Annotated in this window: 14 protein-coding genes; 5 read left to right on the top strand and 9 right to left on the bottom strand. The window is 60.5% G+C overall.

Features of this window, described 5'->3' with window-relative positions:
• Window positions 1-11 precede the first annotated feature (11 nt).
• From HG264_RS07755 to HG264_RS07715, 9 genes are all read right to left on the bottom strand, one after another.
• Window positions 12-665, bottom strand: a complete 654-nt coding sequence (locus tag HG264_RS07755; protein WP_169407127.1) for a 7-cyano-7-deazaguanine/7-aminomethyl-7-deazaguanine transporter — start codon at window positions 663-665, stop codon at window positions 12-14.
• A 113-nt stretch (window positions 666-778) separates the two neighbouring features.
• Complete coding sequence (locus tag HG264_RS07750; protein WP_169407126.1) at window positions 779-1,750, bottom strand: alpha/beta fold hydrolase; 972 nt, start codon at window positions 1,748-1,750, stop codon at window positions 779-781.
• Between the two features lie 116 nt (window positions 1,751-1,866).
• Window positions 1,867-2,529 carry a BLUF domain-containing protein gene (locus tag HG264_RS07745; RefSeq protein ID WP_169407125.1) on the bottom strand — a complete coding sequence of 221 codons (663 nt, stop codon included), beginning with the start codon at window positions 2,527-2,529 and terminating at the stop codon, window positions 1,867-1,869.
• A gap of 337 nt (window positions 2,530-2,866) precedes the next feature.
• A complete protein-coding gene (locus HG264_RS07740; protein ID WP_169407124.1) occupies window positions 2,867-3,307 on the bottom strand; it encodes a hypothetical protein in 441 nt (146 codons plus the stop codon).
• 18 nt (window positions 3,308-3,325) lie between these two features.
• Window positions 3,326-4,723 (bottom strand): efflux transporter outer membrane subunit, encoded by a 1,398-nt coding sequence (locus HG264_RS07735; protein ID WP_169407123.1) that lies wholly within the window; start codon window positions 4,721-4,723, stop codon window positions 3,326-3,328.
• A complete protein-coding gene (locus tag HG264_RS07730; RefSeq protein WP_169407122.1) occupies window positions 4,713-6,677 on the bottom strand; it encodes a MacB family efflux pump subunit in 1,965 nt (654 codons plus the stop codon). The genes HG264_RS07735 and HG264_RS07730 overlap by 11 nt, the downstream gene beginning before the upstream one ends.
• On the bottom strand, window positions 6,677-7,861 hold the full coding sequence (locus HG264_RS07725; protein ID WP_218573050.1) for an efflux RND transporter periplasmic adaptor subunit: 1,185 nt from the start codon (window positions 7,859-7,861) through the stop codon (window positions 6,677-6,679). Before HG264_RS07725 ends, HG264_RS07730 begins: the two co-directional genes overlap by 1 nt.
• Before the next feature lie 126 nt (window positions 7,862-7,987).
• Window positions 7,988-9,370 (bottom strand): sigma-54 dependent transcriptional regulator, encoded by a 1,383-nt coding sequence (locus tag HG264_RS07720; RefSeq protein ID WP_169407121.1) that lies wholly within the window; start codon window positions 9,368-9,370, stop codon window positions 7,988-7,990.
• Complete coding sequence (locus tag HG264_RS07715; protein WP_169407120.1) at window positions 9,360-10,886, bottom strand: ATP-binding protein; 1,527 nt, start codon at window positions 10,884-10,886, stop codon at window positions 9,360-9,362. The genes HG264_RS07720 and HG264_RS07715 overlap by 11 nt, the downstream gene beginning before the upstream one ends.
• 156 nt (window positions 10,887-11,042) lie before the next feature.
• Here HG264_RS07715 and HG264_RS07710 point away from each other — a divergent pair, with 156 nt between their 5' ends.
• The 5 genes from HG264_RS07710 to fghA all read left to right on the top strand — a co-directional run bounded on the left by HG264_RS07710 (window position 11,043) and on the right by fghA (window position 15,962).
• Window positions 11,043-11,564 carry a hypothetical protein gene (locus HG264_RS07710; RefSeq protein WP_169407119.1) on the top strand — a complete coding sequence of 174 codons (522 nt, stop codon included), beginning with the start codon at window positions 11,043-11,045 and terminating at the stop codon, window positions 11,562-11,564.
• A gap of 210 nt (window positions 11,565-11,774) precedes the next feature.
• The gene (locus HG264_RS07705) at window positions 11,775-12,302 is read left to right on the top strand and encodes a hypothetical protein (RefSeq protein WP_169407118.1); all 528 of its coding nucleotides are present in this window, start codon (window positions 11,775-11,777) and stop codon (window positions 12,300-12,302) included.
• Window positions 12,303-13,279: 977 nt separating this feature from the next.
• The gene (locus tag HG264_RS07700; protein ID WP_169407117.1) at window positions 13,280-13,690 is read left to right on the top strand and encodes a DUF4168 domain-containing protein; all 411 of its coding nucleotides are present in this window, start codon (window positions 13,280-13,282) and stop codon (window positions 13,688-13,690) included.
• A 218-nt stretch (window positions 13,691-13,908) separates the two neighbouring features.
• Window positions 13,909-15,021 carry an S-(hydroxymethyl)glutathione dehydrogenase/class III alcohol dehydrogenase gene (locus HG264_RS07695; protein ID WP_169407116.1) on the top strand — a complete coding sequence of 371 codons (1,113 nt, stop codon included), beginning with the start codon at window positions 13,909-13,911 and terminating at the stop codon, window positions 15,019-15,021.
• An 89-nt stretch (window positions 15,022-15,110) separates the two neighbouring features.
• Window positions 15,111-15,962, top strand: a complete 852-nt coding sequence (gene fghA / locus HG264_RS07690) for an S-formylglutathione hydrolase (protein WP_169407115.1) — start codon at window positions 15,111-15,113, stop codon at window positions 15,960-15,962.
• The last annotated feature ends 40 nt before the right edge of the window (window positions 15,963-16,002 follow it).

The raw sequence follows: 16,002 nt of genomic DNA, 5'->3' as shown, positions 1-16,002 counted from the left end.
TGGCATTGCGCTCACGCCGTGGCGGGCTTGTTCCCTGCGATCATGCGCATGATGCCGTTGAGCAGCAAACCGTAGAGCGGCACGAATAAAACCAGGCTGACGATCAGTTTGATCGCGTAATCCACCGTGGCGATTTCCAGCCAGTGTTCGGCCATGAAGGCGTTGCTGCTCTGCCAGAACGCGACCGAGAAGAACGCATAGGTGTCCAGCAAGTTGCCGAACACCGTGGACAGGCTTGGCGCGACCCACCACTGCGGCAAGCGGCGCAGTCTGTCGAACACCTGAATATCCAGGAACTGGCCAAGAACATAGGCGACGAAGCTGGCCAGCGAGATGCGCAGCACGAACTCATTGAACTCGGTCAGCGATCCCAGGCCGCGGAAAGCTCCCTCCTGAAACAGCACCGATACCACATAGGAAGCCATCAGCGCTGGAAGCATGACGCGGGAGATCACCTGGCGCGCCGGCGTCTTGCCGAGCAAGCGTACAGTCAGATCCGTCGCCAGGAATATGAAGGGGAAGCTGAATGCACCCCAGGTGGTTTGCCAGCCGAAAATACTCATCGGCAACTGCACCAGATAGTTGCTGGCGATGATGATGAGAATGTGAAAGGCGATAAGAATGGCGAGAACGCCGCGACGACGCGGCAACGACAGGTTGTGCATGCGGAGACCTTTTTAGTTGATGGGGTTAGGGAACCCATGCTGCCGGGATTGGCAGCGGCGCGTACTTTACAGCCTGCACGCGCTGCTGGCCAGCCCTGCGCGGCGGCACGCTGTCAAACGGGAAAATGCTTGCGTAAAAAGCTGAGCAACAATTCGTTCACCGGTTCGGGTTTTTCCGCCTGAATCCAGTGGCCGCAATCAGGGATGACGTGCTGTTCCACCTTGGGCACCACGGATGGCATCCGCTTGATAGTGTGCGCTTCGAGCTGCCCGACCTGATCGCGGTCACCGATGAGAAACAGCGTGGGCTGGTCCACTGTCTTGCCTGCCAGATGTCCGGTGCGTTCCCAGCTGCGCTCGAAGTTGCGATACCAGTTGAGTGGACCGTGAAATCCGCTGCGCTGGTAGCTTTCCAGATAGACCGCGAAGGCCTCCGGCGGGCACCACACTGGCGGCTTGCCCGGATCCTCCAGGCCTTCGAGCCAGCCGGAATCGGCCGGTTTGTTTTGTATCAGTCCCTCGCCGGGTGCTGTGTTGCTGGACAGCCCGTGCATCACCAGGCGCAGCGTGCGGGCGATGTCCGCCTCCAGCTCCCGTTCAGCCGGTCCGATTTCCTGGAAGTAAACGATGTAGTGAAAACGGTCTGCGAAAAGTTCGCGCATCTTGTGAATGGCCGGCATTTTCGGGCGGCCGGCGAAGGGCACCGACATGCACGACAACGCCTTGATGCGTGTGGGCTCAAGCAGCGCCAGGTGCCAGGCCACCAGTGCGCCCCAGTCGTGACCGACCATGGCGACCTGATCCTGCCCTAGCAGATCCATCGCGCCCTGGATGTCGGCGCACAGCGTGATGATGTCGTACTGCTCCGGTGCGTCGGGCGCGCTGCTGCGGCCATATCCGCGCATTTCAGGTGCGTGGACGCGGTAGCCCTCTGCAGCCAGCATGTGGATCTGATGCCGCCAGGAATACCAGCACTCCGGGAACCCATGCAGCAGCCACACGGGCTGGCCTTCCGCCGGCCCGGCGATATGGACGCTGAGTTCAATGCCGTTAACCTTGAGGATATGCTGTTCGATATTGGCCATGCCTGCTCCGTTCGGTAATCACTCATCTGATGAGCAGCTACTATGGCAAAACCCGGGAGTGGCTTCTGCTGTCATTCACCAGATGATGATCGGCGCATCAGCTGGCGCTGAATGATTCAGACTTTGGCAATGACGTAAGCGAGATTAGCCAGGCTGACACCCAATGCGAGCAGGCTGATGCCCATTGTCATGCGATCACGGCGAAGCCTGGCGGCATCGTCGAAGGCTTCGGGCAGCAGCTGCGGGGAAGGAGAAGCCGAATCGCTGGAAGACAGAGAGCGAGAGGTAGCCTCATTTATCGTCGGATCCACCAGTCCCTGCATCAGCTGTAATACGCGCTCGACCAGAAAGTTATCAAAGCGATAGGGGTCGAACTGCTCGAAGCCGTGCTCGGTAAGCAGATCCTGCATGTGATCATCGTCGGGTACGAATTTCATCGGCCATTCAGGGAAGGCCAGACGGTCAACGGGCTCGCTGACCAGAAGCTTGAGGTCGCGGTGGCGGCGATCCTTCAGCAATATGCGGTACAGCTTGTGCACCTTACGCCGCTCGCCTTCGATGCATTGAATGAAGCACCCGTCACGGTAGTACAGCATACCTACCAGGCCGTCTCGCAGGTTGGCGGCGCGGGATGCGCGAAGAATCTCCGCTACGTGGCGGTCGAGCGCGATCGCCTCTGCCGCGACGCTGGCAGACCCGTCATTTTCGGGCCTGGCCGCGTCAGAGCTGGCCGCGAAAGTTGCACGGCTGATATAGACGATGCGGGCGAGGTCGTTCATACACTGCCTAAGGGGCTGTTGGCGTTTCGTCGTGAGTCGCGTTGCTGTGTCAAATGGCGCCAGGCCGGGCGGCGTTCCGCAACGCCGCGTGGCGTCATTTGACACTCAACCCGCAGGGACGGGGCCCGTTTAGCGCAGCACTGCGTTACTCGTCGCTCATTTGGAACAACCAAACTTCACTCCTCGCGCCTTGTTCTGCGCTAAACGGGCCTCCGTCGCGACCACGACGAAACGTCAGCAGACCCTATGCGAAATCAGAACCAGTAGCTTAGGCCGTTAGGCCGGAGATTTGGACCTTGCATGTATTTCAAGAGACGTCAGAGGCGCTGTGCTCTGGTCAATCTGCGGCCAGATGAAACTGCCCGCCCTCGGGTTCCAGCGGTGCCAATAGCTGCTCGCAATAGCGCAGCTCGGCGGCAAGTGCGGGTATGTCGGCACCGGGTAGTTCCCGGGGGTGATTGCGTTGCAGGTGGCGGGTCAGGGCTTCGATGCTGGTCATGCCCGCTGCGACGGGGCTCCAGCTCATATCTTCGAGACCATAGGGGAGGCCGGTGAGCGGATCAGGCTCGACGCGTGCCGGGGCCTGTCCATCGAGCAGCTCAGCCGCTTCGCGAAATTCCAGTGCGGTGACATCGACGAACTGGCTGAGCGGAATCACGCCAAGGCTTTTGCACAGTGCATCCAGACGCGTCAGTTGGCCACAGATCTGCGTCAGTTCCTGCTGGTGCAGGTGGAACTGGCTGTTATTCAACGTTGCCAGGCGCAGGGTGGCAGCCACTGTCGATCCTCCGGAATATCAAGGCGCGTAGCTTACCGCTCCCTCCGACCAACCGCCACCCAGCGCGCGGTACAGATCCACGGTTGCCTGCAGCCAGCCAGAGCGCTGCTGAACCAGATTATCCTGACTCTGGTACCAGGTGCGTTGTGTGTCCAGCAGCGTCTGCAGGGTGATGGCGCCGGCGCGGTAACGGGTTTCGGCAAGATTGAATGCCAGCTCGGCCTCGTTGTTGGCCTGTAGCAGAAAGTCGTGGCGGATGCGGGCTTGCTGCACTGCGCCTAAAGCGGTGTCGACGTCACTCAGCGCAGTGAGCAGGGTGCGCCGGTAATCGATCAGCAGTTCCTCCTGCCGTGCTTCGCTCAGATCCACCTGGGCGCGTAGACGCCCGCCCTGAAAGATCGGCTGGGTAAGCCCTGCGGCAAGACTCCAGGCACTGGCCGGATTGCTCAGCAGGCCTGATAGCGCCAGGCTCTGTGCGCCAAACTGACCGGTCAACTGGATGCCTGGCAGCAGCGCCGCCCGCGCGGCGGTCAGATCGGCATTGGCAGCGACCAGGCGCGCTTCGCTGGCGCGGATGTCGGGGCGTCTGGTCAGCAGTTCGACGGGCAAGCCGGCGCTGATTTCGGGCGGCTGAATCTCCAGTAGCGAGTCAGCCGCTGGCAGCACGGCGTCCGGGCTGGCGCCGAGCAGCAGAGCGAGACTGTTGCGCAGCTGCAGGCTGGACTGCTCCAGACCCGGTAGTGAGGCCTGTAACTGGGCGACCAGTGTACGCTGCTGGCTGACCTCCAGGCTGTCCGCTGCGCCGTAGCGGTATCGCGCCTCGACCAGTTGCAGGACGCGTTGCGCAATGTCTAGGCTATCGCGCGCCAGGGTCAGACGGCGCTGGTTCTCCAGTAGCTGAAACCAGGTACTGGCTACGCTGGCATCGATGCTCAGTGCGAGGGTATCCCTGTCGAAACGGCTGGCCTGCAGGTTGGCTTGGGCAGACTCGACCAGGGCGCGGTTACGGCCCCAGAAGTCGATCTCATAACTGGCGTTGAGTGTGGCGCTGTACATATCGCGCCCGGTATCGCCATTTCCATCGCTGCGCAGGCTGTCGCTGCGGTTGGCCGAGAACCCGGCACCCAACTGAGGAAGCAGGGCAGCGCCGCTCTGGCGCAGCTGTGCATCAGCCTGCACCAGGCGGCTGGCGGCACTGGCAAGGTCCAGATTGCCGTCCCGGGCGCGCTGCATCAGTTGCTCCAACGATGCGGACTCGTAATGTTGCCACCAGTTGGCTGCCGGCCAGGCACTTTCAACGGGGGCATTGTTCCATCCCGACGGGATGGACACTTCGGCTTCCGGCATCGGTGTGTTGAGGCTGCAGCCGGTGAGCATCGCCGACAGGATGAGCGGAGCGAAATATTTAATCTGCACTGAGGGCCACCACTGGATCGAGATGCGCGGCTTTGTGCGCAGGCATGTAACCGAAGATCAGGCCGGTGGCGAAGGCGCAGGCGAAGGCCAGCACCACTGGGCCGGTTGTGAACTGAATGGCCGTACCCAGCGCCTGCAGGCCGGCGGCAAATGCCAGCCCGCCGACCACGCCCAGGGCTCCACCGATTGCCGAGACCACCAGCGCCTCGACGATAAACTGCTGAAGAATGTGCCGTGTGCGCGCGCCGGTTGCCATACGGATGCCGATCTCCCGGGTGCGCTCGGTGACGTTCACCAGCATGATGTTCATCACCCCTATACCGCCCACCAGCAGCGATACCGCGGCAATCGAGCCAAGCAGAATGGTGAAGGTGTTCTGTGTTTCGGCAACGTTCTCCAGCAACGACGCCATATTGCGGATCTGGAAGTCCTCGACGCCGCCGTGGGACTGCAAAATAACCTGGCGGGCTGCTTCCTGGGTCAGTTCGGCGCGGGACAGATCGTCCATCATGATGGTGATCGAGTTGAGATGACGCTGGCCGATCAGCCGCAGGCTGCCGGTATTCAGCGGCACGAACACCACGTCGTCCTGATCCGCACCCCAGGGCGCCGCACCGCGCTCCGCCATCACGCCAATGACCTGGAAGGGCACGTTGTTGATCAGGATGTACTCCCCGAGGGGGCTGCCCTGTTCGCCGAACAGGTTGGTAACCACTGTCTTGCCGAGAACCGCGACCGCAGCGTATCGCTGGTTGTCGTCTTCATTGATAAACACGCCGCTGCTCACACCCCAGTCCCGCGCCAAGGGCAGGTCCGGGCTGGTGGCGGTTATCTGTGTCTGGTAATCATTGTTGCCTGCGCGGACCGTGGCCCGGCCATTCATTTCGGGTACGGCGACCACAACGTTATCCAGCTGAGCGGCCAACTCGGCATCGGCCGGCATCAGCGTGTTGGTCTGCCCGTCCACCGAGCGGCGGGTATTGGGTGCGCCGGGACGCACCAATAACAGATTGGTCCCCATCGAGCTGATGCGATCGAGTACTTCCTGACGCGCACCATTGCCGACGGCGAGCATCACTACCACCGAGGCCACTCCGATCACGATGCCCAGCAAGGTGAGTACGGTGCGAAACAGATTGGCCTGCAAGGCACGCAACGCCATGCGTACGGCCTCGCCGGTGTCGGCCAATGCAGCACGGCGTGAGGTTTCGACGTCGTCGTCGGTGGCAACAGGCGCGGCTGTCTCGCTTGATGGTTGCTCTGTATCAGTTTTGCCGCTGTCGCTCAGGATGTGCCCGTCGCGGATCTCGATGAGCCGGTCGGCATGGCTGGCCACTTCGCGATCGTGGGTAATCACGATGACCGTCTTGCCACGTGCGTGCAGTTGTTTGAGCAGCGCGAGTACGTCCTTGCCGCTCTGACTGTCCAGCGCGCCGGTGGGTTCGTCAGCCAGTATCACCCGGGCGTCATTCATCAGCGCGCGGGCGATCGATACCCGCTGTTGTTGCCCGCCGGAGAGTTGATTGGGCCGGTTGCCGAGACGTTCGCCCAGACCCAGTTCGCCAAGCAGTTGTTCGGCGCGCGCATGGCGCAGGTCCCGCGGCATGCCCGCGTAAATGGCCGGTACTTCCACGTTTTCGGTCGCGGTGGCCGAGGCGATCAGGTGATAGCTCTGAAATATGAAGCCGAAGGTCTTGCGCCGCAGACTGGCAAGGGCGTCGCGGTCGAGCTGCGCAATGTCTTCCCCGGCAAACAGATAGCGACCGCTGGTGGGCTTGTCGAGACAACCCAGCAGATGCATGAGCGTGGACTTGCCGGAGCCCGACGCGCCCATGATGGCGACGAACTCGCCTTCTTCTATATCCAGCGAAACGCCGTGCAATACGGTAGTGGCCAGCTCGCCGTTGCGGTAGGTCCTGGTAAGTTCTTCCAGGCGAATCAAGGGAGTGGTCATCAGCGGAACCGTCCGCCACGCGGCTGGCTGGTTTCAGGAGCAGGTTGCAGGCCACCGGTAACGACTTCATCGCCGGCTTCCAGCCCGTCCAGCACCTGCGCCATCACCCGGTTGCGAATACCTACACGCACCGTGCGCGGCTGCGGCCGGCCCTGTGCGTCGAGGACCTGCACCTCGTATGGACGCCCGGGTGCGCCTGGGTTGCCGCTGTCGCTGCTGGTCTGCCGCAGCGCAGAGACTGGCAGGGTCAGCACATCCTCAGCCGAGGCGCGCACGAAGTACACCTGTGCACTCATTTGCGGAAGCAGATCCCGGTCAGGGTTGGGTACGTCGAACAGGGCATTGAACAGCACGACGTTGTTGATTACCTCCGGCGTCGGCAGAATCTGCCGCAGCGTTCCCTCCCAGCGACGGTTCGGCTGGCCCAGCGTCGAAAAGTACGCGTTCATGCCGACCTTGAGCTGGCTGATGTCCGCCTCGGACACCTGGGTGCGCACGGTCATGGTATTGAGATCAGCAATCTGCACCACAATCGGGGCGGTCTGGTTGGCGTTGAGGGTTTGCCCCTGATTGGCCAGTTGCTGAACCACAGTACCGGCCATGGGTGCGTAGATGCGGGTGTAGTTGAGATCGGCCTGGTCACCCTTGAGCGCGGACTCGGTCTGGCGAATCTGCGCCTTGATCGCTTCGATCTGGGCGCTGGCAGAGCGCAGCTGGGCTTCGGCGACTTCCAGCGCCTCCTTGCTGGTAGCGTCGACCTTGATGAGGTTGCGCTGGCGTTCGGCTTGCAGGCGAGCGAGCGTTTGCTGTGATTCCCGGTCCGCCAGTTGTGCTTGCAGGTTGGCCAGCTGCGCCTCACTGGCCTCGACCCGGGCGAGGTACACCGTCGGGTCGATTTCGGCGAGTAGCTGGCCCTCTTCGACCTGATCCCCCAGTTCCACGTGCAGGGCTTGCAACTGGCCAGACACCTGGGTACCCACGTCAACGTAATTCAGCGGTTCCAGGGTACCCAGCGCTGTAATGCTGTCTTCAATGTTTCCGCGGCCAACGGTTGCGCTAGTGAATTCCGGGGTGCGGTTGTTCGGTGCGAGCCAGAAAAACCAGGCGAGGGCAGCGGCTATCAACAGGGCGACGATGATCATCCATGGTTGGCGGCTCGAACGGCGAGTAGGGCCAGCTTTCATTCGAAGGGTTCCGGGTTTGGGCAGATGCTGCAAAGTGTACAGAGGCGTTCGTCAAGCAGAACGCCGCCAAGGTAAAGACTGTGTAAAGCCAGGGGTCCGGCAATAGACGCTCGGCAACAGACCTGGTCACTCCAGCCAGCGGTAAAGCGTTCGGCGAGTGATGCCGAGAATATCGGCAGCCTTGCGTTTGTTGCCCTGCGTAGCGTTCAGCACCTGGTGAATGTACTGGCGCTGTACGGTCTCCAGATCCGGCAGTCCTTCGGCGTTATCGGAGGCGGGCAGGGGCGCGGCGGCCAGCTCGGCGGTTGTGGCGCTCTGCTCGGACTGCTGGGGCTGCTCGCGGATGCGCTGCGGCAGATGACGCGGTTCGATCAGCGGGCTGTCGCAGAAGGTAGCCGCACGCTCAACGGCATTCTGCAGCTCCCGCACATTTCCGGGAAAGCTGTAGCGCGTGAGTATCGCCAGCGATTCATCGCTGAAGCCCTGGATACTGCGTTGCTGGCGCGCATTGAAGCGCGCCAGGAAGTATTCGGCCAGCTGCTGGATGTCATCGCCCCGCGCACGCAGGGGCGGGATCTGTATGCCAAAGGTCTCCAGCCGGTAGAACAGATCTTCCCGAAAGCTGCCCTCAGCTACCAGATCAGGCAGGTTACGGTTCGTCGCGCCGATGACCCGTACATCCAGTTGAATTTCATGGTCGCTGCCCACTGGTCGGACGCGGCCATCCTGTAACGCGCGAAGCAGTTTGGCCTGTAATGCCAGCGGCATTTCGCCCAGCTCGTCGAGTAACAATGTGCCGCCCTCGGCTTGCTGAAATAGTCCGGCACGCTGGCTCTTGGCACCGGTAAACGCCCCGGCAGCGTGGCCGAAGAATTCGCTTTCCATCAGTTCGGCGGGGATGCCACCACAATTGACCACCATGTAGGGCTTGCCCTTGCGCGGACTGAGTTCATGCAAGGCGCGCGCGACCAGCTCCTTGCCGGTGCCGCTCTCGCCCTGAATCAGTACCGGGCCGTCGGCGCTGGCGATCTGGCGAATCTGGTGGAACAGCTGCTGCATGGCCGGGCTCTGGCCGATGATGCCGTTGAGCTGCTCCACGGCCATGAGCGAACGGTAGCGGTGCAGCTCGCTGCGCAAACGGCGGTTCTCCAGTAACCGCGAAACACTGAGCAGAAAGTGGTCCATTTCCAGTGGTTTGGTGAGAAAGTCATCCGCGCCGGCTTTGAGGGATTCAACCGCCTGTTGGACCGAGCCGAAGGCGGTGATGATCAGCACGGTGGGCCGGGGTGTCAGCTCGCTGATTGCAGGTAAAAGGCTCAGACCATCGGCGCCGGGTAGCCGCAGATCGCTGATCAGCATGTCGGGGATATCCTCGCGCAGGACGCGCAAGCCGCTTTCCGCGTCGCCGCAGGCAGTGACCGTGTAGCCCTCGGCTTCGAGTTCTTCCTGCAGCAGCTCGCGCAACCCGCTGTCGTCTTCAACCAGCAGAATGTGTTCGTTATGCGTCATGTGTAATGTCCTGTGCGGAGCGCTGGGTGAGCGGCAGCTGCAGGGTGGCCACGCAGCCTCCGTTCTGCCCCTGCTCGAGTGTTAAAGCGCCGTCGTGTTCATCTGCAACAGACTGGACGATCGCCAGCCCGAGCCCGGTGCCTTCCCCCGGTGACTTGGTGGTAAAGAAGGGCTCCAGCAGTTTGTCAGTGGGGTGGTCGGGAAGGCCCGCGCCATCGTCCGTTATGCGAATGTCGAGGCGGATGCCATCGGTTACCAGCTCCACATGGATATCACTCCGGGCTGCCTGGAGCGCATTGCGTAGCAGGTTGAGCAGCGCCAGCTCCAGCCGGCCCGCATCGCCGGTGAGGTCTGGCAGCGTGGGCGGTATCTCTGTTCTGAGATGCTTGCCCGCCGCTTCGATCTCCGGCGCGATAGCGTCGATGACTGTCTGGAGGAGCGTGCGGGGGGAAAGCGGCCGGGGCTGCGGCGCAGTGGGACGGCAATAATCCAGCAGCTGCTTCACCGTACGTGTGAGGCGCGCAACCTGGATGCGGATAGCCGATAGCTGACGTCGCTGCTGATCATCGAGTACGTCGGAGCGTTCCAGTCGACGCGCGCGGCCATCAATCACGCTGAGTGGCGCACCAAGCTCATGGGCGATGCCCCGCGCCATACTGCCGATGGCAGCCATTTTCTCGTTGTCCTTCAGCCGTGCCAGCAATGCTGTTTCTGCCTGACGATGACTTTCCAGTTCGCGGTTGGCCTGCTCGATGCTGTCGAGCATCTGGTTAAGACCGTCAGCCAGCGCTGCGACTTCCTTGGGGCCTTCAAGTGCGACCCGGTGGGAATGGTCACCCCCGGCCACTCGTTGCATATGCTGCAGCAACTTGTCCACGTAACGGCCAACGCCGCCGTAGTGCCCGAGCAGAACGGCCATCAGAATCGTCAGGCTGAGCAAGCCCCATATGGCCCAGGCAATCACTGTGATTTGTTGTAGCGCCTGATGAAAATCGCTGGCCAGTCGGGTGATCTGGATCAGCCCCTGAATCTGTCCGGCACTGTCGAATAAAGGCAAAAAGTGTGAGAAAAGATTACGTCCGGCGACGCGGCTATAACCTTCCTGGCCTTCGCCCGTGGCTACGATCTCGGTAGGAATAGTGGTGCCGCTGAGGTCGCTCTCGGTGATACCTGCTGAAGCAAGCCGTACGCCGTTAACGTCGAACACCGAGGCGCCGTAGACCTCGCCGAGAACGAATACCGAACCCAGCGCCAGCTCGATGGCCTGCTGGTCGCCCTCGCTGAGGGCCCCGCCTACCGGAATGCTGATAGCGCGGCCGATCAGCTCCAGATCATTCTTCAATCGCCGTTCCTGGAACTGGTTGGCCTGTTCCAGTCCGATGCGGATACCGAGCGCCGTGAGGAGCATCAAGGGGAGGACAACGAATAACAGCAGCGTTTGCTGCAGACCGCTGATATGGGTCCAGGCGCGCTTCAGGCGTGCCCGGCCAGGCTGGGATGGGTAGTTTTTGCTCATGTGTAGATTCTATACATAAAGCAGGCAGGTCGCAGCCGCTGCTGGACGGGTGTCGGCAATCCGATGGCACTTCTAAGCGTTATCGGTATCACATTGTTAAGGCGCGTCGTGAGACGCGCTTCATGCTTTCCATCAATCAATGAAGGAGATCAATGCATGAACACTATAAAAAGTCTGACCACTGCGGTCGCGTTTGCCACCTTGGGCTTTGCTGCGCCCACCGTGCTGGCGGATGACGATGGCTCCTACAATCAGCAGGGAGCGCCTACTACTCAAGGCACCTATTCTGGGTCGGCTGCAGGCAGTGCAACGGGTACTCCGGGCTCGGGTATGACAGGTACCGGCACGACAGGATCAGGCACAGGCACAGGCACAACAGGTACGGGCACATCAAATATGCCTGCGACGCCCGCTACGCCTGCCACACCTGGCGACGAAACCACTCCGCATCGCGGCGTTAATAGTTCACCGGAAAGCACTCCCCACCGCGGCCTTAACGGCTCACCCCAAACCACTCCTGGCGAAGCCCGGACCAATAGGGGTGGTGCGAGCGGTACCGCTGAGGGCAGCACCGAGGGCTCGACCGACGGCACTACTGGCGGCGGGACCACCGGCGGAGCTACCGGCACAGGCACAGGTACAGGTACAGGCACAGGCACAGGCGGTACATCCCGGTAACTGCTGAGTCGCACACTGATCAGCTTAGATACGCCAGCGCCCCGGCTTTTCGCTCCGCTCGATTGCGGTGCAAACAGCAATATCAAAGGGCTGGCCAATCAGCATCCCAGCCGTACTGGTTAACGCCTGATCCATCCAGGCATTGCACTGACCCGCACAAGTCGAGTCGCAGCGAGGCCAGCCAAGGCTGACAACCCAGGAGAGATACGTATGAACGCACTCAAGAAACTCACCACGGCAGTCGCTTTTGCATCGCTGAGCCTTGTTGGAGCCACAGCGATGGCGCAGAGCCCAGCCGCGCAGGGCACCGATCCGGGCCCGGATACCAAGCTTGGCACGGAAGGGCATAGCATGACCGGCAAAGGCGCAACCGGCGATACCGGTCAGGCGACGGGGCAGGGTAATACCATGCAGCACGGCGCAACGGGCCGTGAGGCCGAAGGTGGCCACGGTATGGATTACGACAGAACTGAAAAACGCGTCGATAAAGAAGAGAAGCGTTCAGGCGGTGGCAGCAGTAACTCGCGCGACAGCAGCAGCTCCACTGGCCAGGGGAGCACTGGCAGCAGTAACACCGGTAGCAGCAACCGCGATTCGGATACCATGAGCGCGCCTGGCCATAGCGCGAAGGATCAGGGCGGCATGTCTGACCCGGCACGCACCGCTGATCGTCCCGGTGTCACCGGTGCGCCAAACGAGGTCGAGCGTAGCCAACGCGACATCGATGACAGCAACTGATCTGACCCGCAGACCGGTAACGCCGGTCTGGTGAGCAAAGGGGCCTTTGGGCCCCTTTTTCGATTGTGCGTGCCTTTGGTGTGCTGAAGCTCCGGCGACGTAATCAGGCAGTGCTCGTTTGGGGTGTTTCACTAGCTGATGCCATCGCTGCAGCAAAGCTTTGAGCGGGTCGGCTGCCGGCTATCCGGATTACGCAAGACGCCGTGAATTCGTCCGTGGGGGCTTGATGAAAACATCCCTGTTTTCAACACTTGCTCCACCCTGACAGCCAGCGGGCTCGGTCGGGCATCGGCGCGATGTGAATAAAAGATCCGGTTTGGGTTGTGCTATCTGGCAACTCAAATCGTTACCGCGAAGCAAGGCGACAGGGCTGAGCCGACCGTGCGATGACAGGGATGTCATCGACGAGCTTACAGGGACGTACTTGCAGCGTGTCGGCGCAGCGCTGTCGGCTTGCGGCAGCTGGCCACGGAACCAGAACCAAAATAATTGGTGTGGTCCGCATCAGCTTGCGGGCAACATGCTTTTCGAGCAGGTCGCCCACCGACTGCCAGGGTTACGCAAGACGCCGTAAACCCGTCCCTGGGGGCTTGATGAAAACATCCTTGTTTTCAACACTTGCTCCACCCTGACAGCCAGCAGGCTCGATCAAGCGTCGGAGTGAAGCAGAGAATAAACCCATTTTGGCTTGCGGCAGCTCGCCTAGGAGAGGAGCCAAATAGAACCGAGGCGCTTCAATCGCATCGGGTAGCGGGAAGCTGACCAGCCATGGTATTCGGTGTATTCATTCTGAACGGATCTATATTACTCATGTGTAATAAGTATGCATTTATCGCGTGCCGAAAGCGCTTGTAGTGAATTCTGACGTGGCCATGAGGCGACTAAAATATGATAATAAACAGAGGGTTATAGTTGTTTAAGTGATCCTGGCACGCTAGTTGTAACAGTACGGATAACTAACCAACCAGGAGATTCATATGAATACATTGAAAACACTTGCCGCCGCTGTCGCTCTTGCCGCTCTCGGCGCTACCGCTCCGGCTGCCTTTGCTCAAGCCACCGGCGGTACGCCTCAAGGCGCTACACAGGGTGCTCAGCAAGGCGCTCCTGCGGGTCAGATGGGCGGCGCTCAAACCGAAATTTCAGAGGAAGATCTGCAAAAGTTCTCAAAAGCGGATTCGGCTGTCGGCGAAATTCGTGATGATTTCTCACAGCGCTTGAGCCAGGCAGAGAACCAGGAAGAAGCCCAGTCCCTGCAAATGGAAGCTCAGGAAAAGATGGTTGAAGCCGTCCAGAGCGAAGGGCTCGAGATTCCCAAGTACAACGAAATCGCCACACGCATGCAGAGCGACCCGGAGCTGCAGCAGCGCGTTCAGAGCATGAACTGATAGCTGATAGCGGATAGCTAGTTGGAAGTACCGAAAGGGGTCTGAACGGCCCCTTTTTCATGTCTGTTGGTTGCGTCAGGTTTATCCGTTGGCTTATTTCTGCGCTGGCCGTCTTCGCTTCGATAGCAATTTCAGGCGGACCAAACCGGTCGTCGATTGGGGTATCCTTGCTCGCAATCCAAACAGGTTTCCATTTACCGCTGACCGGGAGTAACACAATGATCAAATCACGCGCAGCCGTGGCGTTCGCCGCAGGCAAGCCTCTGGAAATTGTTGAAGTTGACGTCGCACCGCCGAAGGCCGGTGAAGTTCTGGTTCGTATCGTTGCCAGCGGTGTGTGTCATACGGATGCGTTTACCTTGTCAGGTGATGATCCGGAAGGCGTATTCCCGGCGATTCTAGGCCATGAAGGCGGTGGGATCGTTGAAGCCGTGGGCGAAGGGGTAACGTCGCTCGAGGTGGGTGATCATGTAATTCCGCTGTACACGGCCGAGTGTCGCGAATGCAAATTCTGCCGCTCTGGCAAAACCAACCTGTGCTCCGCAGTGCGCACCACCCAGGGTAAGGGTTTGATGCCTGATGGTACGTCGCGCTTCTCCTACAAGGGCGAGCCGATCTATCACTATATGGGCACCTCGACCTTTTCCGAATACACCGTATTGCCAGAGATCTCCCTGGCGAAAATCCCCAAGGAAGCGCCACTTGAGAAGGTCTGCCTGCTGGGCTGCGGCGTCACGACCGGCATAGGCGCGGTATTGAATACGGCCAAGGTTGAAGAGGGCGCAACGGTGGCAATCTTTGGTTTGGGCGGGATCGGCCTGGCCGCGATCATAGGTGCGACCATGGCCAAGGCCAGCCGTATCATTGCGATCGACATCAATCCAGCAAAGTTTGATATTGCCCGTGAACTGGGTGCGACCGATTTCGTTAACCCGAAGGACCATGACAAGCCTATCCAGGAAGTCATCGTAGAGATGACGGATGGCGGTGTGGATTATTCCTTCGAGTGTGTCGGCAATGTGCAGTTGATGCGCGCGGCACTGGAGTGCGCGCATAAAGGCTGGGGTGAATCGGTGATTATCGGCGTAGCCGGTGCTGGCCAGGAAATCAGCACGCGCCCCTTCCAGTTGGTCACGGGTCGAGTCTGGCGCGGCAGTGCTTTTGGTGGCGTAAAAGGGCGCACCGAGTTGCCGTCCTATGTCGAGAAGGCGCAGAAGGGTGAAATCCCCCTGGACACCTTCATCACACACACCATGCCCCTCGACGATATCAACAAGGCATTCGATCTGATGCATGAGGGTAAGAGCATCCGCACGGTTATCAATTTCTGACGCCGTAGGCTTTATGTCTCCTCGTAGCGGCTCGTTTCAAACGGGCCGCTGATTTTTCCAGGCTCAGTTCTACAACTGGATGGATGATTATGCAGACTACATTTGAGCAGATTTCAGCCACCAAATGCTTTGGCGGTTGGCACAAGCGTTACCGGCACCGGTCCGAGGTGCTTGATTGCGACATGGTTTTTGCCGTCTACCTGCCCCCTCAGGCCGAACAGAATGCGGCGTTGCCGGTGCTGTACTGGCTCTCCGGATTGACCTGTACCGATGAAAATTTCATGCAGAAAGCGGGCGCTTTGAAGCTTGCCGCCGAGCTGGGGCTGGTGATTGTCGCTCCGGATACCAGCCCGCGCGGGGAGGGCGTCGCGGACGATCCCGACGGCGCCTACGACTTCGGCCTTGGTGCGGGCTTTTACGTCAACGCCACTCAGCAGCCCTGGGTTGCGCATTATCAGATGTACGACTATGTCACCGCGGAACTGCCTGCATTGATCGAGGCCAATCTCCCGGTCTCAAAGCGCCGCAGCATCAGTGGTCACTCCATGGGCGGGCATGGCGCGTTGATATGTGCGTTGAAGAATCCGGGGCGGTATCAGTCTGTCTCGGCCTTCGCGCCCATCGTCAATCCGGTCAATTGTCCCTGGGGGCAGAAAGCCTTCGGCGGCTATCTGGGCGACGATCGCGTGCAGTGGAGGCAGTGGGACACCTGCGAGTTGATTGCCGGTGCTCAGGAGCGCTTACCGCTTCTGATTGACCAGGGCGAAGCAGACAACTTCCTGGCGGAGCAGTTGAAGCCCGAGGCTCTGGAGGCAGCGGCTGCTGCGGTTGGCCATCCACTGACGCTGCGACGGCAACCAGGCTATGACCACAGCTATTATTTCATCGCCAGTTTTATTGATGATCACCTGCGGCACCACGCGGCGGCGCTGAAAGGCTGAGCCACCAGGCGACACTGCGTCGGGTCGAGCCTTCTAGGCT

The organism is Pseudomonas sp. gcc21, from assembly GCF_012844345.1.
In the GTDB taxonomy this organism is placed as follows: domain Bacteria; phylum Pseudomonadota; class Gammaproteobacteria; order Pseudomonadales; family Pseudomonadaceae; genus Halopseudomonas.
The sequence above is the reverse complement of the archived record's forward strand: the minus strand, read 5'-3'. Positions and strand labels throughout refer to the sequence as shown.